Origin of the sequence: Novosphingobium colocasiae (assembly GCF_014652555.1) — a bacterium.
Classification (GTDB): Bacteria; Pseudomonadota; Alphaproteobacteria; order Sphingomonadales; family Sphingomonadaceae; genus Novosphingobium; species Novosphingobium colocasiae.
Genome location: NZ_BMZA01000006.1, coordinates 133,957 through 159,236 on the forward strand (window position 1 = coordinate 133,957; position 25,280 = coordinate 159,236).

The following is a 25,280-nucleotide window of genomic DNA, read 5'->3' on the forward strand; positions in this document are numbered from 1 at the left end:
GCACGACAGCGCCAAGGGCATGGCGGGCAAATGGACCGACGCGGCAACGGGAGAGCATGGCGACCTGCTCGACGTGATCCGAGAGACTTGCGGCCTTGCCGCGTTCAGGGATGTTGCCGAGGAAGCCTGCCGTTTCTTGAGCCTCCCACCACCCGAGCCGCAGTCGAACGTGCGTTCGCGGCGAAAACCGAAGCCACCATCCGGATCACCCGGCGCGGCGCGCCGACTCTTTGCCATTGGACAATCGATAAGTGGCACACTCGCCGAGAGCTACTTGCGCAGCCGTGGCATCACCAGCTTGGAGGGGACCAGTGCGCTTCGCTTCCATCCGCGCTGCTACTATCGGCCCGACGAGCATGCGCCCACCGAAATGCGGCCCGCGATGCTCGCGGCCGTCACTGACCTCAGCGGAAAGCTGACCGGTCTGCACCGAACATGGCTCGATCCGGCAGGCTTCAGCGAGGCGACGCTTGGCAAGGCTCCGATCGAGACACCGCGCCGGGCTATGGGTGACCTTCTGGGGAACGCCGTCCGCTTCGGCGAGGCAGGCCCGGCCATGACTGCCGGTGAAGGCATCGAGACCATGCTGTCGCTCCGCTCAATCTTGCCGTCCATGCCGATGGTGGCCGCACTCTCGGCGGCGCACCCCTTTGCCGACGAGCCCGACCCGCGCCCGCTGCCGGAAGGCAACTTGCTCGCCGGGGCCGTCGCCGACATCTTCGATGCGTTCATTGCCACCTTGACCGATACCCGGCTTGAACCCGATCTCGACGATCTCCTGTGGTCGACCGTCAATCTCTTCCACCGCGCTGCCGAACGCATGGGCCGCGAACTCGATGACAACGAGCAGGCGCAGCGCCGATCACAGCGCGAGCAGGATGGCAGCGAAGTCCGGTCGGTCGAACTCGAGCGCCTGGTCGCCGAGGGCAGGACGCTGGTCGAACGTCAGGATGCCTTCGAACTGATGCGCGACCAGGCCGGTGATCACTACGAGCGTCACGCCGGCAAGCCATGGCTCCCGCATAGCGGCTCCAGGGTCAATCACCGCAATCTCACCTCGGCGATGATCGACAGCCGCGATTTCCTCGCCGCCAGGAAGCGCGCCGAGCAGCAGGTCCTGCTCCCTACCGGTCCGAAGATCGCGTTCACCGGGGGCCTTGATTTCAACGATCATCAGCTGATCTGGACCAAGCTCGACCAGGTCCACGCCCGGCATCCCGACATGGTGCTGATGCACGGCAAGTCCCCCAAGGGCGCCGAAAAGATCGCCTCGCGCTGGGCGGATCATCGCGGCGTGCCGCAGATCGGTTTTGCGCCGGACTGGTCCAGGCACGGCCGCGCTGCGCCCTTCAAGCGCAACGATCAGATGCTGGACGTGCTGCCGATCGGCGTCATCGTCTTCCCCGGCACGGGAATTCAGGAAAACCTTGCCGACAAGGCGAGAAAGCTCGGCATTCCGGTCTTGCGGTTCACATGAATGCGCTGGAGCCTTTGTCAGTGCTGCGTCACCGGGTCGAGATGGACGTCCGTCTCCAACTTGAAGGCCTCGTGCCAGAGCGCGGTCTTGAAGTAGGTCTCATCGCGCTTGAAGCCTTCCCCGGAACGGACCTCTTCGAGCAGTCCCATCCAGCACAGCGGGCGGAGCACATGAATGTAGAGTGCCGCCTTCATCCGAATTTCGTCACGCCAGCCTTGCCCTTCGCCGGGGCCGTACAGGACCAGACTGAGCCGGTCCTCGCTCAGGCCATGCTGGGCTTCGACATTTGATGACGTTCAGAAAGATGTCCCAGTTTCCCATCGGCTGATCGCCGTACCGCGTGTAACCGGTGTGATCGGTGGCGAAGAGAAACTGCTGGGCAAGCAGTGACCACAATGCTGCGGGTTCGGCCCTGAGTTGTCTCGCAAGCCGTGTCATATGCAGGGCACCATTTCTGCGCCCCGCCAGTTTTGCGCTCAGCAGCAGGTCATGCATGATCATCAACGGCGGGAAGTCGCATTCGTTGAGGACCTTATTCACAGCATAGAGATCTTCGGTGGTGTAGAAAGGCCAATCGAATTCCGCTGCTGCCCATTCGACGAAATATCGCTTCAGCGCGCCCGTTGCCGTCAGGCCGATCGGTCCTTTCTCGAGCACATAATCAAGTGTCAGGCAAACGGCGCGCAACATCGGCGAATGGCGCATAGCGACTGCTGGATCGGAGATTGGGTGCAGGGGAGCCATCCACCCTTTATCGGAGAAATCGCGGTGGAAGCACAATGGCGGAATCCGACGAGCCAGCCTGGGTCCGGGAACGTCGGCAATGTTGGCGGCTATGGACCTGGTGCCTGTGCTTGCCGGAAGTGACAGTTCCCGACCAATTCACGTCGTTCCCGGTAAGGTTTTGAATGTCCGGGTGATACGAAACTTGCCATTGGGAACAGGTTTGTTGACGGCCCTACATCGACACCAGCATTGCCTTGCCGTTACGAGCTCTGGGCGGAATTCGGCGAATTTGACGCCTTGCGGTCGGGGGAAAATGGCTGCGGTCAAGCTGGCATCGCGATTTGACGCTTCGCCTCGCGCACCCGTGAAGCGAGCGCCAGCAGGACGAGGGTGGCGATCGGCAAGGCTATCGATGTCTGGTAAAGTCGCTCGAACGGCACCAAGCCTACCAACCCGCCGACGACGAAGGTGCCGATTCCGATGCCGACCATCTGTGCGCTGATCATCAGAGTGGCGATCCAGCCCATTGCTGCCGGATAGGCGCTTGCGGCGTGAGTAATGAGCATCGGGAAATAGGCCGAACAGGCAAGACCGGCGAAGCCGAATGCCAGAATCGCGCCGCCTGCCGAGTTCACGTCGGGCAGCGCAAGGAATGCAAAGGCGATCAGGATCGGCAGCGTGTAGAGAAATACCAGCGGGCGAACGCTAATCGCGAGGAACGAGGCCAGTAGCCGACCTGCGGTGATCCCTCCCAAGAAGGCCGTCAGCGCGAGCGATGCTGTGGCACCGTCCATCGCTTTGCCGCGCAGGTACAGGATCGTCCAGTTGGTGAATATGCCTTCAGCGATTGAGTAGATGACAGCCGTAGCCACCAGCAGCCACGTCGCCACATCGCGCGCCGGCGAGCCGGTGCCTTGGTGATCGGCAGTATCATCCGGTGCCGCCAGCGGAAGCTGGGCTGATGCAGCAGCGATCAGGATCATTCCGCCGAATGCGGCAAGGCCGAGCAGCCCGCCGACCCAGTGGCCAAGGCTTGCGGTCAGCGCATGGTAGAGTGGGGACATCATCATCCCGACCCCTGCGACAACGTGCACCGCCGTCACCGCGGAGCCCGGGAAGCGAGGGAAGAGCAGCGCCGGGTAGGCGTTGAGCGGGCCGCCGCCGATGCCGATGCCCCCGCCGACCAACAGCATCACCGCCATTAGCATCAGGTAGCCGGTGGCCGGGGCGACGAACTGGCTGATCGCCAGCAGCGCCTGCGCGCCGGCAAGGCAGGCGATCGCTAGCAGCAGCGTCGCGTGCAGCGATACCCTGCGGCCGAGCGCCGCCAGCCCGACGCCGCAGACCAGCGCGCCGACAAGCTGGGCCATGAACACGCTGCCGTAACGGCCCGGATCCAGCCTGAGGCTGGCGATGATGACGGCACTGCTGGAAGGGACCGTGACGAGCGTCGCCCCCAGCAGTAAGGCGGCGGCATACACCGGAAAGGCGACGACCATCGGTCGCGATCCGATAGATGAATGAGCGCTCGTAGACATCGGTTTCTGGCCTCCTGGATGAATGTTGGGGGTCGCTGGCCTGAGCAGGGGAGCCGGACGGGTCGTTCTGCTCATTCGCGGGGCCTGCCGCCGAGCACGGTCGGCGCATGCCGCGCCGCCCCGGAATTAGGTTCGCTCGAGCAGCATCGCCAGCCCCTGCCCTACACCGACGCAAAGGAAAACCAGGGCATGGCGGCCACGCGTGCGCTGCAACTCCCCGGCGGCAGAGAGCGCGATCCTTGCTCCTGACATGCCCAGCGGATGACCAAGAGCGATCGCACCCACGTTGGGATTGACGCGCGGATCTGCCGGGTGGATGCCAAGATCGCGCAAGGTGGCAATGGCCTGGCTGGCAAAGGCCTCGTTGAGCTCGATGACGGATAGATCGACTGGATTCAGGCTGTGTCGGGCAAGCAACTTACGGGCCGCCTCGACGGGGCCGACGCCCATTATGCGCGGAGCGATCCCCGCCGCCGCCATGCCGACAATGCGGACACGCGGGATCAGGCCATGCCGGCTGGCGGCGTGTTCCGAAGCGATCACCATGGCGGCAGCGCCGTCGTTCAGTCCCGAGGCGTTGCCCGCAGTCACCGTGCCGCTCGGCTTCACCACCGGCATGAGCGCGGCCAGCGCCTCGCGACTGGTGGGGCGGAGGTGTTCGTCGTGCTCGAACAGAACGGGTTCGCCGCGGCGCTGGGGAACTGGTACCGGAACGATCTCGGCGGCGAAACGTCCGCTTGCTTGTGCCCTTGCCGCCTTCTCCTGGCTGGCCAGCGCGAACTTGTCCTGATCCTTGCGCGAGACCTTCCACTGCTCAGCCACGTTTTCGCCCGTTTGCGGCATCGTATCGACACCGTAGGCGGCTTTCAGCGCCGGGTTCACAAAGCGCCAGCCCAGCGTGGTGTCCTCGATCGTCTGTGCCCGGTCGAACGCGTTCAGTGCCTTGCCCATCACATAGGGCGCGCGAGTCATGTTCTCGACGCCTCCGGCGATGAGGAAGTCGGCGTCGCCGCTACGGATCGCCTGGGCCGCCATGCCCACGGCATTCAGCCCTGAGCCGCAGAGGCGGTTTACGGTGATGCCCGGAACGGTCTCGGGCATGCCTGCCAGCAGCGCGGCCATACGCCCGACGTTGCGATTGTCTTCGCCCGCCTGGTTAGCGCACCCCATAATCAGGTCGTCGAGCGCGCTCCAATCGGCGGCCGAATTGCGCGCCATCAACGCCTGGAGCGGCAGCGCAGCGAGATCGTCGGTGCGGATGGTTGAAAGCGCACCGTTCAGCTTGCCGATCGGCGTGCGAATGGCGTCGCAGAGGAAAGCTTCGGGCATGATCGTCAGCTTTTCAGAAAGGTGGTGAGAGTGCGCGCCAGCGCTTCAGCGGCTTCCAACGGCGCGAGGTGCGCGGCTTCGAGCGCGACATGGCGCGCTCCCGGGATATGGGAGAGCAGATACTCGCCATGGCCGGAAAGCGGGGTCGAGGTGTCAAGATGGCCCGTGACGACCAGCGTAGGGGCCGCGATGGCCGCGATACGGCCGGCAAGGTCCATGTCGCGGATAGCGGCACCGCACGCTGCATAGCCTTGTGGATCCATGCTCAAAAGCTGGCGGCGCACGGTTTCCTTTATGGAGCGATCGGCATCGTTGGAAAGAAAGCGGCCCATTGCCAGATCGACTATCGCCGCCATGCCTCGGCTGCGCACGGTCGCGACGCGATCCGCCCATGCGTTGCAGTCCATCGTGGCCGAGGTGCAGACGAGAGCCAGCTTGTCGAGCCTATCGGGCGTGCGCAGCGCCAGCTCCATCCCGATCATCCCGCCAAGTGATACGCCAGCCAGCGAGAAGCGGGCCAAGCCCCCGGCATTGGCGACCGCCAGGACATCCTGTGCCAGTCGGGCCAGAGTGAGGTCACCCGGCACCGCGTCTGAAGCACCATGCCCGCGGGCATCGAGACGCAGGATGGCGAAGCTCTTGCTCAGATTCCCAAGGACGGGCTCCCACAAGTCCATGTCGGTGCCGATCGAGTTGAGCAGCACCAGCCCCGGAGCATGATCGAGCCCGTCGCGCTTCCAGTAAAGCCGAACACCGTCAATCTGTAGGAACGGCATCAGGCGTGTGCCTCAAGTCTGGCGGAAAGAGCCAAGGGCGCTGCGGTCTTGGCAATCACTTCGCCGACGCTGACGCCCGGCGCCAGTTCCACCAGCGTAAGCCCTCCACTCGTCCGATCGATTGCGATGACGGCCATGTCGGTTACGATAAGGTCGACACATGCTTTGCCAGTGAGCGGCAGTGTGCATTTCGGCAGAATCTTGGCGCTGCCGTTCCTTGAGACGTGCTCCATCACCACGACCACGCGCTTGACTCCGGCGACAAGATCCATGGCGCCGCCCATGCCCTTCACCATCTTGCCGGGGATCGTCCAGTTGGCGAGGTCGCCCGCCGCCGAAACCTCCATGGCGCCGAGCACGGCCATGTCGATGTGGCCGCCGCGGATCATCGCGAAACTGTCTGCCGAGGAGAAGAAACTGCTGGTGGGTAGCGCAGTGATCGTCTGCTTGCCGGCGTTGATGAGGTCGGGGTCTACGTCCTCGTCGAACGGGAACGGGCCGATCGCAAGCATGCCGTTCTCGCTTTGCAGCGTGACATTGACGCCTTCGGGCACGTGGTTGGCGATCAGTGTCGGGATGCCGATGCCAAGATTCACGTAATAGCCGTCGCGTAGCTCCCGCGCGGCGCGGGCGGCCATTTCGTCGCGGGTCCAGGCCATCAGACGCTTTCCCTCTGGCGTACGGTGCGCTTTTCGATCCGCTTCTCGTTGATGGTGGAGAGTACCACCCGATCCACATAGATGCCTGGCGTGTGGATGCAGTCGGGATCGAACGTGCCATCGGGGACGATCTCCTCGACTTCCGCCACCGTCACCTTGCCCGCGGTCGCCATGTTGGGGTTGAAGTTGCGCGCGGTTTTGCGGAACCGGAGGTTGCCAGCAGAATCGGCGCGCCAAGCCTTGATGATCGACAGATCGGCCCGAAGCCAGGTTTCGCGCACGTATTCCTCACCCTCGAAGATTTCCGCCGGCTTGCCGTCCGCCACGACGGTGCCGACGCCCGTGCGCGTGTAGAACGCGGGGATGCCGGCGCCGCCGGCGCGGATGCGTTCGGCCAAGGTTCCTTGCGGGTTCAATTCGAGTTCGAGATCACATGAGAGGTACTGCTGTTCAAACAGCTTATTCTCGCCCACGTACGAGCTGATCATCTTGCGGACCTGGCGGCTCTCCAGCAACATCCACAGGCCAAAGCCGTCGGCTCCGGCGTTGTTGGAGATGACGGTCAGATCGCGGATACCGCTTGCCCGGATTTCCGGGATCAGGCTTTCGGGATTACCGGAAAGCCCGAAACCGCCGGACATAATCGTCATCCCGTCGCGCAGCAGTCCGGACAGCGCTGCGGCAGGTGAAGGATAGATTTTCGACATGCGCGATTGCCCTCCGCTCAGCCGGCTTCGGCGCGGCTGCGCGCGGAAAAGCCCTGCTCGGCCGCGGTGGCGGCGCGCTGTAGCTGGAAGTCGAATGCAATGTACGCGCTGTCTCCCTGGCGGCTGGGCACCGGCAGCAACCCTTCACGGGTTCCGAACGCAAAGTCGTCAGCGGCGAAGGGATCGTCGCCGAAGTTTATCTGCGTCGTCAGCGTGCGATAGCCCGGCGCTTCGATGAAGAAGTGGACATGGGCAGGTCGGCTGCCATGGCGCCCCAGTGCCTGCATTAGTTGGTCGGTTGCGCCGCCGGGCGGCACCGAATAGCCGCTCGGCATCCGCGAATGAAAGGCATAGCGGCCGTCGGGCGCCAGCTTGATGCGGCGGCGGTTGTTGAAAGGCGTCTGTTCGCCAGTTGGGTCGAAATGGGAATACCAGCCCTTCGAGTTCGCATGCCAGACGTGGACGATCGCATCGCCCACCGGTTCGCCTTCCGGGCCGGTCACGGTGCCGGTCATGTGCAGGACCTGTGCGTCGGGATCGGGGTCGGAACTGAGATCGGCGTTCCCTTCGACCAGCGGCGCGTCGGCGACATAGAGCGGGCCTTCGATCGTGCGTGGCGTGCCGCCGCTCCGGCCCGCCTCGGCGTCCTTGGCATCCATGTAGAGGTCGAGGAAATGCTCCAGCCCGGAGCCGGGAACGATCAGGCCGATCTCACCCGCGCCTTCGCCAAGGAACTTCATCGCCAGCCAGAACTCGCTCTCCGAGATATCGTGGCGGACGATCAGGGCCATCAGCGCCTCGGTCAGATCGCGGACGATCGCCTTCAGCCGGGGGTTGCCACCGCTTTCCTGCAGACCTGCGGCCTTGTCGAGCAATTGCTGGATTTGCGGGGTCTTTACGAAGCTGGTGTCCATGATCTCTCTGGTTGCCTCTCGTGCGTCGCCTGTCAGCGGTCGTCGTCGTGGAGCGACGAGGGGTGACGGCATAGCGGCGTCACCTTCATCGTCATGAAGGGGTAGAGCGGAAGCCCCATCAGCGTGTCGTGGAGCGCGGCGTTGCTATCGACAGCGAAGATCGAGACGTTCGCATAGTGGCCGGCCTTTCTCCAGATATGGCGCCAGGTGCCGGCCGCCTGAAGGCTCTGGAAATAGGCCTTCTCCGCAGCCTTGATCCGCGCGGCCTCGGCCCGATCGAAATCGAGCGGAATGTTCACATCCATTTCCACCATGAACAGCATGGCTCAGTTCTCCTGCACGGTGGGAATGCTGATGGTGCGCCGCAGCGCGTCACGGGCATGGAAGGCCACCCGATCGGCATCGAGGCGGACGCCGAGGCCGGGCCCGGTTGGTACGGTCAGCCTGAAGTCTGCGTATTCGAGCGGTTCGGCGAGGATTTCCTCGGTCAGCAGCAGCGGACCAAACAGTTCGGTCCCGAAAGCCAGGCGCGGGAAAGTGGCAAAGGCATGCGCTGACGCGGCGGTGCCGACTGCCGCCTCCAGCATCGTCCCGCCATACAGCGCTACGTCGGCGGCATCGGCGATCGCCCGCACTTCGCAGGCGGGCAACAGGCCGCCGGACTGCTCGATCTTGACCGCCAGTACGTCCGCGGCGGCCGCACTGACATAATCGAATGCGCTGGCCGGCCCCTGCAGCGCTTCGTCGGCCATGATCGGGATGCGGGCACCGGCGCGCAGCCGCGCCATCCCGGCGCGGTTGCTGCGATGCACCGGTTGCTCGACAAGATCGCAGCCGACATCGGCGAGCATGGCGATGCCCCGGCGTGCCGAAGTCTCGTCCCAAGCCATGTTGACGTCCACCCGGATCGAAGCCTGATCGCCCAGAGCGCGTTTGATTGCGGCGACATGGGCCACGTCTTCTGCGATGGGGCGCTTGCCGATCTTGAGCTTGAAGGCGTTGTGTCGCCGCCGGTCGATCATCTCCTGCGCCTCGGTCACATCGCGCGCGGTTTCCCCGCTGGCCAGGGTCCACAGGACGGGCAGCCGGTCGTGGACGCGGCCACCCAGCAGTTCGCTGACCGGCAATCCGGCCCGCTGCCCCTGCGCATCGAACAGCGCCGTCTCGATCGCGCACCGGGCAAAGGCATTGCCGACGATGTGCCGGTCGATCGCTGCCATCAGTTTGCGCGGATGGTCGGCAGGCTGGTCGTGCAGCAGGGGGGCAAAGTAGGTGTCGATCAGCAGCTTGATGCTTTCGGGCGCTTCGGGACCATAGACGAGACCGCCGATGGTCGTCGCCTCGCCCAGGCCGGTGATGCCGTCAGAGCATGCGATCTGCACGAGGCAGATCGTCTGGACCTTCATCGTCGCCATGGCGAGCACGTGCGGGCGGATCGTGGGAACATCGACCAACGTGGTCACGATCGACGAAATTCGAGGCGCTGCGCGATCCGGCTTCATCACTCCGGCATAGGAGATTGCCGGCATCCGGGCTAAGGCTGTCTCGATCTACCTCTATGCCGGAAAGGTATCATGGAACTTCGCCACTTGCGCTATTTTGAAGCGGTCGCCCGCGAACGCAGCTTCACGCGGGCCGCCCGCCTGCTCCACGTTGCCCAGCCCGCGCTCAGCCGGCAGATCCGGGCGCTGGAGGAAGAACTGGGCACGGCGCTGTTCGAGCGGGAACAACGTCCGGTGCGGCTGACCGAGGCGGGGCGGCTCTGCTATCAGGCGACCACGCAGATCCTCGCCGGGGTGCAGCAGATGCGCCAGGCGGTGCAGCAGCTTCGCATCGCCGGGCCCGCGCGGTTTGTTGTCGGGGTGGTGGGCTCGATCATGCACGGCGGCCTGCCCGAGACGCTGCGCCGCTTTCGCGAACAGTCGCACGGCGTCGAACTCGATCTGGTGGAAATGACCACACTGGAACAGGTAGGCGCGCTGAAAGACGGGCGGATCGATGCCGGCCTTGGCCGCGTCCGGATCGACGATGCCGCCATCCGCCGCGAAATCCTGCTGCATGAGCCGCTGGTCGCAGCGCTTCCGGTGGCCATGGCCCTGACTGACCCCGACCCCGGTGCCGACGCTGACCGAACGCCCAGGGTCACGCTGGAAGTTCTGGCCCGCTATCCGCTGATCGCTTATCCGCTGATGCCGCGGCCAAGCTATGCCGATCAGGTGCTGGGCCTGTTCCGCGATCATGGGCTGGCGCCTGCCAAGGTGATCGAAGTGCGCGAGATCCAGACCGCGCTGGGGCTGGTATCGGCAGAGGCCGGGATCGCCATTGTGCCGCAATCGATGCAGCAGCTTCACCGGGGCGAGATCCGCTACGTGCCGCTAGCCGATCGGCAAGCCCGGTCCCCTGTGATCCTGAGCCAGCGCGACAATGACGCCAGCGCTGCCGGCGATCTGTTTCGCACCATCGCCCGCCATGTGTTCAGCGGTGAGGCGAAAGCGACGCCGACGACGGACTGATGGCTAATCCAAAAATTGTACGACAAATATATTGACGTCTTGCGCATAAGCTTCGAAATTGGGTCGGAAGGCAATATCATTGTCGTACATGATTGGAGAAGTTTCCGTGCTTGAAGGCGAAGCGAGCCCATTTTTCGAGCGGCAGGCGAATTTCGATGTGGCGGTGGGCCCATCCTATCCGCGCATGCGCCGGCTGATTGATGTTCCGGTGCCGATGCCCGACGGCACGGTGCTGTCCGGCAACTGCTACCTGCCGGAAGGCGATGATCCGGTGCCGGTAATCTGCGCGATGACGATCTATCGCAAGGAAGAGCACAAGAAGCACTACGACGTGTTCCTGCCGATCGAGAATACTCACCTCGGCGTCATGCGCTTCAGCGACGATGCGACCTTCGAGGGTCCCGATCCCGCGCATTGGGTGCCGCACGGCTATGGTGTGGTCCACGTCGATGCGCGCGGCTTCGGCAAGTCGCCGGGCGTCGCCAAGCCGTTCTCGATACCAGCGTTCCGGGATTTCTACGAAATCGTCGAATGGGTCGGGGCGCAGCCCTGGTGCAACGGTCGGGTGGCGACTTCGGGCGTCTCGTACCTCGGCACTAACCAGTATTTCCTTGCCGCGATGCGGCCGCCGGCGCTGGTGGCGATCAACCCCTGGGACGCGCGCACTGACCGCTTCCGTTCGGATTACCTGGGCGGCATTCCGAACACTTATATGTCACGCTGGATCTTCGAGAATTTCACGATCCCCTCGCTGAACGATCCCGTCCACGCCGAGGGCATGCGTGCCTTCACTGACATCGCCGGAGCGCCACGCCTTATCGATGATCCCTATCATGCCGAGAAGCTGGAGATGCTGGCAATGCTGCCCGACGTGGCGGTGCCGACGCTGATCGGCGGCTCCATCTCGGATCAGGCCAAGCACACGCGCGATGCCTTCGAGAACTTCATGACGGTCGGATCGTCGGACAAGTGGCTGTATATCCACCGCGATCCCGAATGGGCGGCCTATTACGACGAGTCCGGTCTCGCGCTGCAGCGCCGGTTCTTCGACCACTTCGTCAAGGGCATCGACAACGGCTGGGAAGAGACCCCGCGCGTATTTGGCAAGGTGTTTTCCGGGCTCACGCGCTGGGCTCCGGTCACCGGCCCGCGCTGGCCTTTGCCGCAGGCGGTTCAGACCCGCTTCCACCTCGGTGCCGACGGCGCTCTGCGTTCGGCGGCACCGGGAGGCGAGGGTAGCCAAGTGTATGACAGCGAAACCGGGCGGGCCAGCTTCTCCATCCGCTTCGATCGGGACATCGATCTGGTCGGCCACAGCCACCTGCACCTGTGGCTCTCGATCGAGGATGGTGACGATGCTGACTTGTTCGTGGGCCTCAAGAAGTTCGATGCCGAGGGCAACGAGGTGTTCTTCCTTGGCGAGAGCGGCAATAACCCGAACGACATCGTCTCGCGCGGCTGGCTGCGCGCCTCGCATCGCGAGTTGTCGGAGGCGAGCACGTCGTTCCGCCCCGTCCTCAGGCACAAGCGCCAGATCCCTCTGGAAGCCGGCGTCCCGACCGAGATGACCGTTGAAATCCACCCCACCTCGACCCGGTTCGAGGCGGGCGAGACGCTGATGCTGGTGATCCAGGGAACCTCCATCCCGCCTTCGGATGTGGCGATCGGGTTTGAGGAAAAGGTCAATCGCGGCTGGCACACCGTCCATTTCGGCGGAGGATATGACAGCTGGCTGAGCCTTCCGGTGATCGAGGGAGACGCCTGATGCCGTTCGATGTTCTCCTGCTGCCCGGCGACGGCATCGGCGGCGAAGTGATGGGGCAGGCGGAGGCGGTGATCGCATTCCTCAACCGCACCGGCCTCACCGATATCCGCACCGAGGCCGACCTTGCCGGCGGCACCGCTTACGATCGCCACGGACACCCGCTCGGCGATGCTACGCTTGCCAGGGCGCAGGCCTGCGGCACCGTCCTGTTCGGCGCGGTGGGCGGTGAGCAATGGGATCATGTGCCGTACCACTTGCGCCCGGAAATCGGCTTCATGCGGCTGCGCAAGGAGATGGACCTGTTCGCCAACTTGCGCCCGGCGGTTTGCCCGCCGGCGCTGGCGGGGGCTTCCAGCCTCAAGCCCGAGTTGGTCGATGGGCTGGACCTGATGATCGTGCGCGAACTGACCGGCGGGGTCTACTTCGGCGAGCCCAAGGAAATCGTCACCCAGGAGAACGGCCGCCGCCGCGCGGTCGATACCCAGGTCTACGACGAGGACGAGATCGAGCGGATCGCCTACGTCGCCTTCCGGCTCGCCGGCGAACGGCAGGGGCGGCTCGCCTCGGTCGAGAAAAGCAACGTGATGAAGAGCGGGCTGCTGTGGCGTCAGGTGGTCAGCCGGATGCAGCACGACCTTTATCCGCAGGTGGAACTGGTCCATCTGCTGGCGGACAATTGCGCCATGCAGCTCGTCCGCCGGCCCAAGCAGTTTGATGTGATCCTCGCCGACAACCTGTTCGGGGACATGCTGTCGGACGTGGCTGCGATGGCGGCAGGATCGTTGGGCATGCTGCCATCGGCGTCGCTTGGTGCCCCCGATGCGCAGGGGCGGCTGGCAGCGCTTTACGAGCCGGTCCACGGCTCCGCCCCCGACATCGCCGGCAAGGGCATCGCCAATCCGATCGCGATGATCGCCAGCCTTGGCATGCTGCTGCGCCATTCGATGGCTCGGCATGACCTCGCCGACGCGCTGGATCGCGCCATCGCCGCCGCCTTGGCCACGGGAACGCGCACCGCCGATGTGGCGGGGGCCGGCACGCCGGTGGGGACCACGGCGATGGGCGCGGCCATCATCGCCGCGTTGGCGGAGGAACTGGAAGCGGCCTGAAGCTCCTGCAACAGCGACCTGACCGGCCGGCGTAACGGCCCCGGCCGGTCAGGTCGCCCAGCGTTCCGCGATCAGGGTGGCGCGTTCGATCATCCGGTGCATGTGGCGCTTGGCAATCGCCTCCGCCGCATCACCGTCGCCCGCAAGGACCGCGCGCGCCAGGTCGAAGTGATCGTCAAGGTTCGTGCGCCACTGGTCCTCGGTGAGGTCGCGGAAGTAGATTTCGTAGAGCATCGGGATGTTAACCTGATCCATCAGCGCGCCGATGTCCTCGATCCCCGACAGTTCGTTCAGCGTGCGATGGAAGCGGCCATTGCCCTTGCGGTGATGCGCCGGGTGCATGTCCGACAATTCCTGCTCGATACCGGCCAGCAAGCTCCGCATGGTATCGCGGTGGCCGGGCAGGGCGATCCGCTCCGCCGCCGCGCGCGCTCCAAGCCCGGCGATCGCGCCCCGGATGCGCAGCATGTCGGTCACCTGCTTGGCCGTCGGGCGGGACACCATGGCCCCGCGATTGGGCTCGAACCGGATGTAGCGATTCGCCTCGAGTCGGCGGAGCGCCTCGCGGATGCTCCCCCGTCCAACGCCGAAATCGGCCGCCAGCTCCGCCTCCACCAGCCGTTCGCCGGGGCGATAATCCCCCCGCACGATGCGCTGCTCGATCTGCTCGACCAGCGTCTGCGCAAGCGTGGGATTCGCTGCTTTTCTGGCAATTCCCGGGTCTGCTTCCGCCACGTTTCAACTCCTGTGTGAATGCGGACTATCAAGTTTGTCGTACAATCTCAAGAAACGTCGTTGACACAGATCAAATTGTCGTACAACTTTTCAGCACGAACCGCAGCAATCCGAAAAAGCTGCGGCGACAATCCACCACTTTGTGCGACATTCACGGGGGTTTCGTGACGTTCGATGTATCTCGCCTGGTCGACCTGGAAAACGGGCTGATCGACCGTCGGATCTTTTCCGACGCCGAAATCTACGACGCGGAAATGGATCGCATTTTCCGTCGCACCTGGCTTGCGCTCGGCCATGAGAGCGAAATTGCCGAGACCAACGATTTCTTCACCACCTGGATGGGGGCCGACCCCGTCATCGTCTCGCGCACTGCGCAAGGCATCAAGGTGATGCTCAACATGTGCCGCCACCGGGGCGGCACCGTCTGCCGCGTCGATCGCGGCAATGCCAAGCTGTTCCTGTGTCCCTACCACGGCTGGTCGTACAATCCCGATGGCACCCTGAAAGTGGTGCCGGGGCTGGAGGCGGATTACCGTCACGGCATCGACCCGACCCAGTGGGGCCTCCTCGAAGCCCCTCGGGTCGCAACCTACAAGGGCCTCATCTTCGCGAGCTGGAACCCCGAAGTCGAGCCGCTCGAGGAATTTCTCGGCGACGCGCGCTTCTATCTCGATTGCCTACTCGACCGGGTCGAGGGCGGGACCGAGCTGGTCGGCGGCATGCGCCGGTGGATCATTCCGACCAACTGGAAGCATGCCGCAGAGAATTTCGTGGGCGACAGCTATCATGCTGCGGCCACGCACGCCTCGATCATGCGGGTGCCGGGGCTTGAAGGTGCCGGCGGCCGGGTCAAGGACGTGGTCGGATACCAAGCCGCGCTCGACAACGGGCACGGCGTGGGCATGTGGATGGCATCGGAGGACAACGCACGCGGCGGCTACGGACACCTTGCCGGGATCGACGATTACCTGAAGTCGATCCAGGACCAGCTCGTCGCCAAACTCGGCGAATTGCGGGCGACGCGGCTGACCCCGGTGCATGCGACGATCTTTCCCAACTTCTCGATCGAGTTCCCGTTTGCCTCGCTGCACATCTGGCACCCGCGCGGGCCGCTGAAGACCGAAGTGCGCGACCTGACCATCGTCGACAAGGCGATGCCAGCCGAGATGAAGGACATGCTGCGCCGACACTGCATGCTGCGCCAGGGCCCGGCAGGGACCTGGGAGCAGGACGACATGGATAACTGGTCGCAGACCACGTATTCCTCGCTTAGTCCCACCGCGCGCGGGCTGATGGCCAATTACCAGATGGGCATGGGCCACGAACATACCCGCGACGACATTCCCGGCCGGATCGACAACAAGAGTTCGGACATCAACCAGCGCAACATGTACGCGCGCTGGGCCGAGCTGATGGCGATGGACCCGCCGCCGCCGCAAGTGCCCGCCGCCTGCCGCTCGCACTCCGGGGAGATCAGCAGATGAGCGCGCCCTCGCAAGATCTGCTCGCCCGGATGGCGCTGACCTTCGAAGCCCAGCAGTTCCTCTATGCAGAGGCGCGGCTGCTCGATACCCAAAATTACAAGGCCTGGCTGGAACTCGTCACTGACGACATCCACTACTGGGCCCCGGTGGTCGAAAGCCGCGAGCGGCGTCATCGCGCCGGGCACTACGTCGCTGCCGCGGATGAAAGCGCCTACTTCGACGATACCCGCGCGACGCTGGGCATGCGGGTGGCCCGGCTCGGCTTTCCTGGTGCCTGGGCAGAAGTGCCGCCTTCGCGCATGACCCGGCTGATCTCCAACGTCGAGGTAGGTGAGCAAGGCGCGGAGGACATCCCGGTGCGCTCGTGCTTCTACCTATTCCGTTCGCGGCTGGAGACTGAGGAGGACAGCTACCACGGCGTGCGCGAGGACGTGCTGCGCCGGGTTGACGGCGAACTGCGCCTTGCTCGCCGCAAGATCATCTTCGCGCAATCGGTACTGACCGCGCGCAGCATCACGACCTTTCTTTGATGAATGCAAGCAACACAAAGGACCAACCGGAGAGGGATTGGGCCGCACCAGACATGAGGGAATTGTTTATGACCAACCTAGCTACCTTGCGCTCCCTGCCTTCCCCGAGCCTCGTCGCGCTGGCGCTCAGCCTTTCGCTGGCCGTCGTCAACCCGGCCTTCGCACAGGATACTGCGTCGGAGACCGCAAGCACCAGCAGCGAAAGTGAAGGCATCGGCGATATCGTCGTCACCGCCCAGAGGCGCGAGCAGAACCTCCAGCAGGTGCCGATCTCGATCACGGCGGTCAGCGGCGACAAGCTGCGCGACCTTGGTCTTACCCGTTCCACCGACATCATCCGGCTAACCCCGGGCGTGTCGATCTCGTCCAGCTCGGGTGGCGAGAACGCACAGTATTCGATGCGCGGCGTTACGCAGAACGACTACGCCGAAATCGCCGAGGGCCCGATCGCGGTCTATGTCGATGACAGCTACATCCCTAACCTTCAGGGCCAGAACTTCGGCTTTTACGACATGCAGCGCGTGGAAGTCCTGAAGGGTCCGCAGGGCATCCTGTTCGGGCGCAACGCCACCGGTGGTCTGGTCCACTATATCATCAACAAGCCGAGCGACCGGCTCGAAGGGTATGGTCAGGCGACATACGGCAGCTACGACCAAGTGCGCCTCGAAGGGGCTGTCGGCGGCCCCATCAGCGATACCCTTTCGGCCCGTGTCTCGTTCCTCTATGATCGCAACGGTGCGTTCTGGAAGAACCAGGCCGCTTCCGACATCGCATCGGGTGCCGGTTCGTCCACCGTTGAGCCGTGCTGTGCCGACCTTGGCGGCAAGCGCAACATCGCCGGACGTCTCCAGCTCGAATACAAGCCCACGAACGATCTCAGCATACGGCTCATGGGCTCCATCAATCGCCAGCGCTATTCGACCGCCGCTTATGCCGAGCGTCCGAGCGTTGCCGTGACCAACGCCGACGGCGTTATCGTGGACACCGTGTTCACCGACAAGGACGCACTGGGCTATACCCCGCCGGACATCGGCGATCGCGAGATTTCCTCCGATCTGGCGAAGAAAAACGTCGATTTCTCCTATAGCAACGACGTCAACCTGCACATCGATTACGACATGGGCAGTGCCAAGCTGGTCTCGGTCACCAGCTACCGCCGGTTCTGGAAAAAGACGCTATTCGACGCCGATGCCTCGCCGACCAACTTCCTGAACTTCGGCAGCAAGGGCCGTGCCACCAACTGGTCGGAGGAACTGCGCCTGCAGGGCTCTACCGACAGCCTCGATTGGTCCACCGGCATCTATCTGCTGGACATCAAGTCGAATTTCAACGTCGGCCTCGTCGGTCCGATCGGCTCGCTCTTCGCTGACCTGTTCGATGCGACCGACACCGGTATCGACACGGTGAACGTCGCCAAGCTGCACACCCAGTCGGCTTCGGTGTTCGGGCAGGTGGAATACAAGATTACCCCCACCATCTCTGTCACCGCAGGCCTGCGCGGCATCGTCGACAAGCAGAATTTCTTCTACGGTGCCTATGCCTTTACCAATGCCGATCCTTACGAGATCAACACTGACCCGGCGGATTACCTCTATTCGTTCGGCGCAGACTATTCCGACAAGCGCACCCAGCATCTGTGGGCGGGCAAACTGCAGCTGCAGTGGATGCCCAATCCCGATGCGCTGGTCTACGCCGGCATCAACCGCGGCACCAAGAGCGGCAACTACAACGTCCTTCTTGCCATCAGCTCGATCGGCGACGCCAGCATACCTTATGGTGACGAGACCCTGCTGGCTTACGAAGTGGGTACCAAGCTGACGTTCTGGGACGGCAAGGCCCGCTTCAACGCGGCGGCCTATTACTATGACTACAAGAACTACCAAGCCTACAGCTCGCGCGCGCTGACCACTTACGTGCTCAACAAGCCCGCGCGCAATTATGGCGTGGAAGGCAGCCTGACGGTCAAACCGGTGCCCAACCTGCAGTTCGATTTCTCGGGCTCGTTGCTGAACGCCAAGGTCAAGGACGTGACCGTCGCGAACGGGCTGGATCCCCAGACCGTGCGTACGCCGTTCGCGGCCAAGAGCCAAGCCTCGGCGCTGGTGTCGTACACTCTGCCGGGGGCCATCGCCCAGGGTGATCTGACGCTTTCCGGCAATTACTATTACACCGCCGGCTTCTACACCAACAACCAGAACTTCACGAACCAGTACGTGCCCGGATACAGCCTGTGGGGCGCGACCGTGCGCTGGCAGGACGTATCGCGCCAGTGGGACGTGACGCTGACCGCCAACAACATCTTCGACAAGCGCTACCTCGTCACCCAGGTCGATCTGACCTCGGTCTGCGGTTGCACCGAATCCGCCTATGGCACGCCGCGCTGGCTGACGGCAGCCATCGGCTACCACTTCTGATCGCGATCCCACCCAAACCTGCGATCGCCCTGCCGGCCCGGCCATTGTGCCAGCCGGCAGGGTTCTTGTACCCATCGGGCCAATCATAAGGAGTCGCGCATGGCCGGTTTTGAACGCTACATCGAGAAGGGCTCCGGCCCCGCCATCATCCTCAACCACGGGACGCTGATGGACGCGACGATGTTCGCGCCGCAGATGGATTTCCTGGCCGAGTGCGGATACCGGGTGATCTCGATGAACAGCCGGGCGCTGCTGGAGGACAATCCCCAGGCCCACAGCCTCGACGATCTGGCCGACGATACCGCCCGGCTTGCCGATGATCTGGGCATCGAAACCTTCGTGGCCGCCGGCATGTCGGTCGGCGCGTTCTCCACCATCAACTTCGCGCTCAAATATCAGGATCGCTGCGATGCGGTGATCTTCATCGATACCATGGCGGTTGATTATCCCGACCATGAGAAGGAAGCCTTCAAGGCCAAGTTCGACGAGTTGCAGATCGACGGCCCGGTGCCGCGCGACATCGCCGAATGGTCAGCCCCGTTCTGCTTCGGATCGACCACTTACGCGAACAACATGCCGCTGGTGCAGCACTGGATCGACCGCTGGGCCACTGTGATCCCCGCCCGCGCGGTGTGGGCGCAAAGCACAAGCTGGACCCACAAGGCGGACTACACGGATCGCCTGAAGGAGATCAGGGTGCCGGTCCTCATGCTCCATGGCGAGGAGGACGTCCCGCTTCCGCTCGAACGGGTGTTGTCGATGGTCATGGAGATATCCGACCTGACGCTGCACAAGTTCGCCGGCGTCGGCCATACCGCCAACCTGGAAGCACCCGAGCTGGCCAACCGCGCCATCCTGAATTTCCTCGACCGTATCCACGATCGCTAAGGGCAGCCTATCCATGAACGATCTGTTCGACATTCGCGGCAACGTCATTCTCGTCACCGGTGGCGGGGCCGGCATCGGCAAGGGCATCGTCATGGGCCTTGCCGGGGCGGGGGCCCGGGTCATTGCCTGGGACGTCAACGACGAGGGACTGGCCCAGACGGCGGACGAGGCGGCGTCTGCCGGCCTCACGGTCCACACCGCCCATATCGACGTTACCGATGAGGTCGCGGTCAAGGCGGCGACTAACGCGATCGTTGCGGAGCATGGCAAGCTGGATGCCGTGTTCATCAACGCCGGTGTTGCGGGCCGGGCTGGCCCCGCCATCGACATGGACCTCGACAACTGGCGCAAGGTTCACGCGGTCAACCTCGATGGCGCCTTCATCACGGCCCAGGCTGCGGCGGTGAAGATGAAGGCGGCGGGGTGCGGCAAGATCGTGTTCACCGCGTCGGTATGGGGCATTCGCGGCGCGCGGCCGGCGCAAGTCGCCGCCTACATGTCGTCGAAGGGCGCGATCGTCAGCCTGACCCGGCAGCTCGCGCTGGAACTGGCTCCCCACGGCATCAACGTCAACGGTATCGCGCCGGCTGGCTTTGCCACGGCGCTGGGCGCGGGCGAGCTCGATCCCTCGTTCGGGGATTGGCTGGTGGGCAAGATGGCGATGGGCCGCATGGTCGAGCCGGCCGAGATGGCAGGACCGGCGCAATTCCTTGCTTCGCGCGCGTCCGATTGGGTCACCGGCACGACGCTGCCGGTCGACGGCGGATATCTCGCCGAATGAGCGGCACCGGCGAAATCCGCTTCGACGGCAAGGTAGCGCTGGTCACCGGCGCGGGGCGCGGCCTCGGTCGGGCCTATGCGCTCGATCTGGCGCGGCGTGGTGCCAAGGTAGTGGTCAACGATGCCAATGTGGATATGTCGGGTGGCCGGCTGGAAGGCGCGACGCCGGCGGAGGACGTTGTCGCCCAGATCACGGCCAATGGCGGCGAGGCAGTCGTGCACCTCGGCAACGTGGCCGATGCCGATGATGCGCGCGACATGGTCGATGCGGCGGTCTCGCGCTGGGGGCGGATCGACATTGTCGTCAACAACGCCGGGCAGATGCGCAAGCTGACCTTCTCGCAATCGAGCGTGGCGGATTTCACCGATCATTTTCAGGTCCATGTGCTTGGCAGCTACCTGGTGAGCCGCGCCGCCTGGACGCACATGGCGGCGCAGGGCGGGGGTGCCATCGTGCTGACCACCAGCCAGGTCGGCATGTACGGCCAACTCGATGCGGCGGCCTACGGCACGGCCAAGATGGGCGTCATGGGCCTGCTCCACGCGATGAAGTTGGAAGCCCCGACCCGCGGCATCCGTGTCAACGCCATCGCACCCTTCGCGCTCACGCGCATGGGAGAGGGCACTTTTCCCGAGGCGATGCGCCCCTACATCGATCCGGCGCTGGTTGCGCCTGCGGTGACCTGGATGGCAAGCGACCGGTGCGACTGGAACGGCGAAATACTGATCGCCGGTGGCGGACACTTCGCCCGCGCCCGGGTCAGCGAAACCACAGGGATCGACATCGACAACCCGGCGGGCATATCTGCGGAGGCCATCCACGCGCACAACGCCGAGATCGCCGACACCGCCGGCATTCTCATGCCTGACAATGCGCTGAGTGCGGTCGGCACAACGTTTGCCCGGCTGGCCAGGCTGAGTGGCACGCCAATCTGAGGTCTGAGGCGAGGATCGACGCCGTCGGTCAGCAGGGGCCGACCACAATCCGATCGGGCAGGTCTTCGCCAAGCTCAAGCACCTGCTCCGAAAGGCTGCGGAACGATCCGCAGAAGCCACTTGGCGGCGCGTCGGCGACTGGCTGATCGCCTACAACTTCGCCAAGCAACTCAAGGCTCTCAAGTTCAGGACGCCTTACCAAGCTATCGACGAACTCTGGAAATCAAAGCCCCAAGCATTTATCGTTCAGCCAACCCATCACATGCTGGGACCAAACATCTAATGTAGATGGTGTGGATGTGAGAGCGGCCTGCGGACGGTTATGCCGCCGGATTCGAGAGCGGCGTCCAGCGGCTTATCGACTTTGGAATGGCGGGTTCCGGCATAAGATGACATTCAACGGTTGCACCGGCATCGGCAGGAAAGTCCCAATTGCAGTCCACCACCCCCGCTTCCTGAGCGCTGATCCTTGGCCCAGCCAAGGGCCTGACGCCATCAACCCGTGAAGGGTCCGCTACGCTGGGCGTGCGGCCTTGAGGCTGCGCCTCTGCGGTGATTGCAGCCCTTGCCCGGACACATCGGGCGCCTGTCGCGCGGGGGACGGTCCCCCGCCTCCAAGACAGGAGCCGGAACGATGTCGCTCTCGCAAGCCCAAGCCTTCGCCTCAAGCCTCGCATACTCTCTGATGGCCGTAATTGTCATCTTCCGCGCCGGAGACGGAACCCTCTCGGTCGTCCCCTCCAGCGAATTCGATGGCGATGCCGAAGTCGTCGCGGAAATCGATCCCTTCGCGACGTGACCAGCCAGGACGCTTGTCCGGGAGTGGCGAACTGCACGAATTCCGCTCCCGATACAGGCAATTTCTCGTTATACTTCAGGCCGCGCCGAGGTGGTGGTGGATGGCGCTCCCGTTGGGCATGATTTCGCGGAGACCACCACCATGATCGTCATTGCTATCATCGCATCGCTCGCCGCCGTTGGCGCGCTGTGCTGGCTGCTGTTCGCACTTTCCGTCAGCGCGCTACCCGTGATGGCCGGCCTCAGCGTCAGCATATGGGCGCATCAGGCGGGTACGGGCATTGCAGGCTCCGTTGCCGTCGGACTGACCGTGGCGGGTGCAACGCTTGCTATTGGCCGGTTCCTGCTGATCGCCTTGCGTCCGACCTGGCTGAAGATTGCTGTGACGCTTGCCTTCGTCGCTCCGGCTGCCTTGGCAGGTTATCTCGCTACCTACGGCATCGTGCGCCACCTCATGCCGTCGGGATTCTGGCAGATCGCGCTCGCCGCAATTGGTTCGGTCGTGGTCGGCGCGGCGGCATTCACTCGAATGATCGCCACTGCCGAATTGTCGGATCGGCCCGTCCGATCAGCCTGACTCGTTTGGTCCGCAGGGACATGACGAGAAAGCGTCTTGCGCTGCGCGCCGGTCGTTTGCTTACGAAGTAAAGTCGAGCGGGGCGGGATCTTTGGGTGCCACGCCGTCCTGGGCGATTGTGGCGGCGCCCATCATCTCTGGATACGTGATCCGCGGGCAGGACAGGCGCTCGCCTATGTGATCCCGCGCGACGGCGCGATGGTTCGGCGGGCCGAGGCAACCCGGCGGCTTGATCTGCGGCTCTCGGGCGTTCCGCCCGGCCGCTGCCCCGGCGCCATGCGGCCGACCGCCTTTCAGGCGCGCCGCCTTTATCTGCTCCTCGACATTCTCGATGCGCTGCAGGCGCCGGGCAAAGGGCGACCCAGCACGCATGAGATCGCCGAACGGCTGATCTACCCGCGCCTCGCGATCGGTCGCGGTGCCGAATGGAAAGCATCCTCCGAGCGCCGCCGTACCCAGCGGCTGATCGACGAGGCGCTCGCGCTCATGAACGGCGGCTATCGCGCTCTGCTGCGGGGGCGTCCAGCCGGTGCGACAAAAAGCGCCGGCTCAAAATAGCCGCTCCCCCGCGCCGCCGGAACTCCGCGACTGTCCGACCGGGCCTTCCACGCCGCCCGGCGATTGGCCCCAGACGCCGAGGAGTACCCCTATGCACACGTCCGCCGCCCATTCCGGCCCGCGCTACCTCAGAACCCCCGATGCCGCGAAGCTGCTCGGTCTCTCGCCGCGCACGCTTGAAAAGCACCGCTGCTATGGGACCGGTCCGGTCTTTCGCCGGCTCGGCGGGCGCGTGGTCTATGCCCTCGACGATCTCGAGGCCTGGGCAGACCTCGGCACCCGCCGTTCGACCTCCGACCCCGGCGTCGGCACCGTCTATCCCGCCAAGCGCCGCCCGGCTGAAGGCTGATCGGCGTGCCGTCATCCCGATCCCTCGAACCGGCAGCTCTTCACGGCGAGCAACTGGAGCTCTTTCGACCGGCGCCCGGTCCTGTCGCCCTGCGCGACGCGCAGGATCTCATGACCTGGCCCTTCTTCAGCCTCGCCAAGTCGCGCCGCGTTGCGCCGATCGACTTTCGCATGGGCGAGACCTGGATCTCGGTCGAAGCCGTGCCCGAACACGGCATGGCGGCCATCTGGGATGCCGATATCCTGATCTGGGCCGCCAGCCAGATCGTCGAGGCGCGCGATGCCGGGCGTCCGACGTCGCGGCTGATGGCCACGACACCGCACGCGATCCTTTCCTATATCGGCCGCGGTACCAGCCGGGACAATTACGATCGCCTGAAAGCCGCATTCGACCGGCTGCAGTCGACTACGGTCGCGGTCGATCACTGGAACACCGACAACCCCCATGTCCATGTGCTCGTACGCGGGGTGACCGGGGACGGCGCCGATCTCGTCATCGACCGGGGCTATATCAGTTCCGGCTTTCGTGCCCAGGCCGAGGAGCGCGTGACACTCGAGCTTGGACCTCGCAGCGACCTCGAGATCCGCACCGCGTTCGAACGCGAAGTCGATGCCGAGCGATGGACGAGCCTTGATCGCCGGTTGCAGAACATGGCCCGCGAGACGGCGGGGCTGATCGACCTGAGGCCAGGCGGCGACGCTGACCCTGCCATGCGTCGCCTGCTGCTGGGCCGTGCCGCCAGGCTGGAGGAACTCGGCCTCGTCTCGCGCGAAGACGTTGGTCTCTGGACGATGGAAGCGGGCGCCGAACAGGTGCTGCGCGATCTTGATATCCGCGGCGACGTGATCAAGACCATGCACCGGGCGATGAGCCGGCAAGACCGCGCCTTTGATCCCGCGGCGCTGGAACTCCACGATCAGCCACCGGCCGATCCGGTTATCGGCCGCCTCGTCGAACGCGGGCTTCACGACGAACTCACCGGCAGCGCCTATGCCGTAATCGATGGCATCGACGGACATGTTCATCATCTGCGTTTCGATGACATCGACATGACCGGAGATGCCGCCCCCGGTTCGATCGTCGAACTGCGGTCCTGGGGTGACGCGAAAGGGCGGGCCCGCCTGTCGCTGGCAACCCGCAGCGACGGGCCCCTCGCCGAACAGGTGGCGGCGCCCGGTGCCACATGGCTCGATCGCCAGCTCCTGTCGGGCGAACCCAGCGCCGCCAGCGATGGCTTCGGTCTCGAAGTCCGCGCGGCGATGGATGCGCGCGCTGGCCACCTCGAATCGCTCGGGCTTGCCCGACGTCAGGGCCAGCGATTGATCCTCGCGCGCGATCTGATCGACACGCTCCGCTCCCGGGAGATCGAACAGGCGGTGCAGACCATCGCCGATCGCACCGGCCTTGCGCACAAGGCCTCGGCCGCCGGCGATCTGGTGAGCGGGACCTATCGCGAGCGCGTGACGCTATCCTCCGGGCGCTTCGCCATGATCGACGAGGGACTGAGCTTCCAGCTCGTACCCTGGTGCCCGGCGCTCGACAAACATCTCGGCGCGCACATCACCGGCACCATGGCGCCGGGCGGCGGCGTCGATTGGGCCTTGGGGCGCGGCCGGGGGATCGGGCTGTGACGGGACGCGCGGCATTGTTGCAAAATTCAGTGTCCCAAGTGAGGAGCAAACCCTCCGACTTCAGTCGGATGCTGGCTTCAGCCTTCG

General features: G+C 64.4%; 24 protein-coding genes and 4 pseudogenes. 17 read left to right on the forward strand and 11 right to left on the reverse strand.

Features of this window, described 5'->3' with window-relative positions; genetic code table 11:
* Positions 1-19 precede the first annotated feature (19 nt).
* Both IE122_RS18625 and IE122_RS10420 read left to right on the forward strand, forming a co-directional pair.
* Positions 20-526 (forward strand): annotated as a pseudogene (locus IE122_RS18625) (DUF7146 domain-containing protein); the annotation flags it as partial.
* 120 nt (positions 527-646) lie between these two features.
* Positions 647-1,477 (forward strand): annotated as a pseudogene (locus IE122_RS10420) (DUF2493 domain-containing protein); the annotation flags it as partial.
* Positions 1,478-1,494: 17 nt separating this feature from the next.
* On the opposite strand, the gene IE122_RS18380 reads toward IE122_RS10420, so the two are convergent.
* The 10 genes from IE122_RS18380 to IE122_RS10465 form a co-directional block, all read right to left on the reverse strand.
* A complete protein-coding gene (locus tag IE122_RS18380; RefSeq protein ID WP_505831884.1) occupies positions 1,495-1,743 on the reverse strand; it encodes a hypothetical protein in 249 nt (82 codons plus the stop codon).
* Positions 1,682-2,221 (reverse strand): hypothetical protein, encoded by a 540-nt coding sequence (locus IE122_RS10425; protein ID WP_229814003.1) that lies wholly within the window; start codon positions 2,219-2,221, stop codon positions 1,682-1,684. Before IE122_RS10425 ends, IE122_RS18380 begins: the two co-directional genes overlap by 62 nt.
* A gap of 305 nt (positions 2,222-2,526) precedes the next feature.
* Entirely contained in the window at positions 2,527-3,702 is a 1,176-nt protein-coding gene (locus IE122_RS10430) for an MFS transporter (RefSeq protein ID WP_189621103.1), read from the reverse strand.
* 165 nt (positions 3,703-3,867) lie between these two features.
* Positions 3,868-5,070 (reverse strand): 3-oxoadipyl-CoA thiolase, encoded by a 1,203-nt coding sequence (gene pcaF / locus IE122_RS10435; protein ID WP_189621104.1) that lies wholly within the window; start codon positions 5,068-5,070, stop codon positions 3,868-3,870.
* Positions 5,071-5,075: 5 nt separating this feature from the next.
* Positions 5,076-5,846, reverse strand: coding sequence for an alpha/beta fold hydrolase (locus IE122_RS10440; protein WP_189621105.1), 771 nt, complete (start codon positions 5,844-5,846; stop codon positions 5,076-5,078).
* Positions 5,846-6,505 carry a 3-oxoacid CoA-transferase subunit B gene (locus IE122_RS10445; protein ID WP_189621106.1) on the reverse strand — a complete coding sequence of 220 codons (660 nt, stop codon included), beginning with the start codon at positions 6,503-6,505 and terminating at the stop codon, positions 5,846-5,848. The genes IE122_RS10440 and IE122_RS10445 overlap by 1 nt, the downstream gene beginning before the upstream one ends.
* The gene (locus IE122_RS10450; protein ID WP_189621107.1) at positions 6,505-7,212 is read right to left on the reverse strand and encodes a CoA transferase subunit A; all 708 of its coding nucleotides are present in this window, start codon (positions 7,210-7,212) and stop codon (positions 6,505-6,507) included. Before IE122_RS10450 ends, IE122_RS10445 begins: the two co-directional genes overlap by 1 nt.
* A 17-nt stretch (positions 7,213-7,229) precedes the next feature.
* Entirely contained in the window at positions 7,230-8,126 is an 897-nt protein-coding gene (locus IE122_RS10455; protein ID WP_189621108.1) for a dioxygenase family protein, read from the reverse strand.
* A 32-nt stretch (positions 8,127-8,158) separates the two neighbouring features.
* Positions 8,159-8,449, reverse strand: coding sequence for a muconolactone Delta-isomerase (gene catC, locus IE122_RS10460; protein WP_189621109.1), 291 nt, complete (start codon positions 8,447-8,449; stop codon positions 8,159-8,161).
* Between the two features lie 3 nt (positions 8,450-8,452).
* A complete protein-coding gene (locus tag IE122_RS10465) occupies positions 8,453-9,655 on the reverse strand; it encodes a muconate/chloromuconate family cycloisomerase (RefSeq protein WP_373299129.1) in 1,203 nt (400 codons plus the stop codon).
* Positions 9,656-9,700: 45 nt separating this feature from the next.
* On the opposite strand from IE122_RS10465, the gene IE122_RS10470 reads away from it, so the two are divergent.
* The 3 genes from IE122_RS10470 to leuB all read left to right on the forward strand — a co-directional run bounded on the left by IE122_RS10470 (position 9,701) and on the right by leuB (position 13,513).
* Positions 9,701-10,639, forward strand: a complete 939-nt coding sequence (locus tag IE122_RS10470; protein ID WP_189621110.1) for a LysR family transcriptional regulator — start codon at positions 9,701-9,703, stop codon at positions 10,637-10,639.
* An 88-nt stretch (positions 10,640-10,727) separates the two neighbouring features.
* Positions 10,728-12,404: a CocE/NonD family hydrolase gene (locus IE122_RS10475; protein WP_229814005.1), complete on the forward strand. Its 1,677-nt coding sequence runs from the start codon at positions 10,728-10,730 to the stop codon at positions 12,402-12,404.
* On the forward strand, positions 12,404-13,513 hold the full coding sequence (gene leuB, locus IE122_RS10480) for a 3-isopropylmalate dehydrogenase (RefSeq protein WP_229814007.1): 1,110 nt from the start codon (positions 12,404-12,406) through the stop codon (positions 13,511-13,513). The genes IE122_RS10475 and leuB overlap by 1 nt, the downstream gene beginning before the upstream one ends.
* A gap of 48 nt (positions 13,514-13,561) precedes the next feature.
* On the opposite strand, the gene IE122_RS10485 is transcribed toward leuB, so the two are convergent.
* Positions 13,562-14,248, reverse strand: coding sequence for a GntR family transcriptional regulator (locus IE122_RS10485; protein ID WP_229814009.1), 687 nt, complete (start codon positions 14,246-14,248; stop codon positions 13,562-13,564).
* Positions 14,249-14,412: 164 nt separating this feature from the next.
* Here IE122_RS10485 and IE122_RS10490 point away from each other — a divergent pair, with 164 nt between their 5' ends.
* The 12 genes and pseudogenes from IE122_RS10490 (at position 14,413) to IE122_RS18390 (ending at position 25,193) form a co-directional block, all read left to right on the forward strand.
* On the forward strand, positions 14,413-15,732 hold the full coding sequence (locus IE122_RS10490; protein WP_189621112.1) for an aromatic ring-hydroxylating oxygenase subunit alpha: 1,320 nt from the start codon (positions 14,413-14,415) through the stop codon (positions 15,730-15,732).
* Positions 15,729-16,262: a 3-phenylpropionate/cinnamic acid dioxygenase subunit beta gene (locus IE122_RS10495; protein ID WP_189621113.1), complete on the forward strand. Its 534-nt coding sequence runs from the start codon at positions 15,729-15,731 to the stop codon at positions 16,260-16,262. The genes IE122_RS10490 and IE122_RS10495 overlap by 4 nt, the downstream gene beginning before the upstream one ends.
* 68 nt (positions 16,263-16,330) lie before the next feature.
* Complete coding sequence (locus IE122_RS10500) at positions 16,331-18,676, forward strand: TonB-dependent receptor (protein WP_189621114.1); 2,346 nt, start codon at positions 16,331-16,333, stop codon at positions 18,674-18,676.
* Positions 18,677-18,775: 99 nt separating this feature from the next.
* Positions 18,776-19,564, forward strand: coding sequence for an alpha/beta fold hydrolase (locus IE122_RS10505; protein ID WP_189621115.1), 789 nt, complete (start codon positions 18,776-18,778; stop codon positions 19,562-19,564).
* A 13-nt stretch (positions 19,565-19,577) separates the two neighbouring features.
* Positions 19,578-20,345, forward strand: coding sequence for an SDR family NAD(P)-dependent oxidoreductase (locus IE122_RS10510; RefSeq protein ID WP_189621116.1), 768 nt, complete (start codon positions 19,578-19,580; stop codon positions 20,343-20,345).
* Positions 20,342-21,280, forward strand: a complete 939-nt coding sequence (locus IE122_RS10515) for an SDR family NAD(P)-dependent oxidoreductase (protein ID WP_189621117.1) — start codon at positions 20,342-20,344, stop codon at positions 21,278-21,280. Before IE122_RS10510 ends, IE122_RS10515 begins: the two co-directional genes overlap by 4 nt.
* Before the next feature lie 40 nt (positions 21,281-21,320).
* A pseudogene (locus IE122_RS10520) lies at positions 21,321-21,563 on the forward strand (hypothetical protein); the annotation flags it as partial.
* A 657-nt stretch (positions 21,564-22,220) separates the two neighbouring features.
* Positions 22,221-22,655 carry a hypothetical protein gene (locus tag IE122_RS10525; protein WP_189621118.1) on the forward strand — a complete coding sequence of 145 codons (435 nt, stop codon included), beginning with the start codon at positions 22,221-22,223 and terminating at the stop codon, positions 22,653-22,655.
* Positions 22,656-22,691: 36 nt separating this feature from the next.
* Positions 22,692-23,213, forward strand: a complete 522-nt coding sequence (locus IE122_RS10530) for a DUF2285 domain-containing protein (RefSeq protein WP_505831879.1) — start codon at positions 22,692-22,694, stop codon at positions 23,211-23,213.
* A 91-nt stretch (positions 23,214-23,304) separates the two neighbouring features.
* Positions 23,305-23,562 (forward strand): helix-turn-helix transcriptional regulator, encoded by a 258-nt coding sequence (locus tag IE122_RS10535; RefSeq protein WP_189621120.1) that lies wholly within the window; start codon positions 23,305-23,307, stop codon positions 23,560-23,562.
* Between the two features lie 5 nt (positions 23,563-23,567).
* A pseudogene (locus IE122_RS18385) lies at positions 23,568-23,978 on the forward strand (replication initiator protein A); the annotation flags it as partial.
* 129 nt (positions 23,979-24,107) lie between these two features.
* A complete protein-coding gene (locus IE122_RS18390; protein ID WP_373299131.1) occupies positions 24,108-25,193 on the forward strand; it encodes a DUF3363 domain-containing protein in 1,086 nt (361 codons plus the stop codon).
* The last annotated feature ends 87 nt before the right edge of the window (positions 25,194-25,280 follow it).

Coding starts and splice junctions, on each gene's coding strand:
- leuB (WP_229814007.1), top strand. CDS start 12,404: ATGCCGTTCGATGTTCTCCTGCTGCCCGGCGACGGCATCGGCGGCGAA.
- IE122_RS10445 (WP_189621106.1), bottom strand. CDS start 6,505: ATGGCCTGGACCCGCGACGAAATGGCCGCCCGCGCCGCGCGGGAGCTA.
- IE122_RS10510 (WP_189621116.1), top strand. CDS start 19,578: ATGAACGATCTGTTCGACATTCGCGGCAACGTCATTCTCGTCACCGGT.
- IE122_RS10475 (WP_229814005.1), top strand. CDS start 10,728: ATGATTGGAGAAGTTTCCGTGCTTGAAGGCGAAGCGAGCCCATTTTTC.
- IE122_RS10535 (WP_189621120.1), top strand. CDS start 23,305: ATGCACACGTCCGCCGCCCATTCCGGCCCGCGCTACCTCAGAACCCCC.
- pcaF (WP_189621104.1), bottom strand. CDS start 5,070: ATGCCCGAAGCTTTCCTCTGCGACGCCATTCGCACGCCGATCGGCAAG.
- IE122_RS10525 (WP_189621118.1), top strand. CDS start 22,221: ATGATCGTCATTGCTATCATCGCATCGCTCGCCGCCGTTGGCGCGCTG.
- IE122_RS10505 (WP_189621115.1), top strand. CDS start 18,776: ATGGCCGGTTTTGAACGCTACATCGAGAAGGGCTCCGGCCCCGCCATC.
- IE122_RS10495 (WP_189621113.1), top strand. CDS start 15,729: ATGAGCGCGCCCTCGCAAGATCTGCTCGCCCGGATGGCGCTGACCTTC.
- IE122_RS10465 (WP_373299129.1), bottom strand. CDS start 9,655: ATGCCGGCAATCTCCTATGCCGGAGTGATGAAGCCGGATCGCGCAGCG.
- IE122_RS10450 (WP_189621107.1), bottom strand. CDS start 7,212: ATGTCGAAAATCTATCCTTCACCTGCCGCAGCGCTGTCCGGACTGCTG.
- IE122_RS10470 (WP_189621110.1), top strand. CDS start 9,701: ATGGAACTTCGCCACTTGCGCTATTTTGAAGCGGTCGCCCGCGAACGC.
- IE122_RS10500 (WP_189621114.1), top strand. CDS start 16,331: ATGACCAACCTAGCTACCTTGCGCTCCCTGCCTTCCCCGAGCCTCGTC.
- IE122_RS10425 (WP_229814003.1), bottom strand. CDS start 2,221: ATGGCTCCCCTGCACCCAATCTCCGATCCAGCAGTCGCTATGCGCCAT.
- IE122_RS10440 (WP_189621105.1), bottom strand. CDS start 5,846: ATGCCGTTCCTACAGATTGACGGTGTTCGGCTTTACTGGAAGCGCGAC.
- catC (WP_189621109.1), bottom strand. CDS start 8,449: ATGCTGTTCATGGTGGAAATGGATGTGAACATTCCGCTCGATTTCGAT.
- IE122_RS10430 (WP_189621103.1), bottom strand. CDS start 3,702: ATGGTCGTCGCCTTTCCGGTGTATGCCGCCGCCTTACTGCTGGGGGCG.
- IE122_RS10455 (WP_189621108.1), bottom strand. CDS start 8,126: ATGGACACCAGCTTCGTAAAGACCCCGCAAATCCAGCAATTGCTCGAC.
- IE122_RS10515 (WP_189621117.1), top strand. CDS start 20,342: ATGAGCGGCACCGGCGAAATCCGCTTCGACGGCAAGGTAGCGCTGGTC.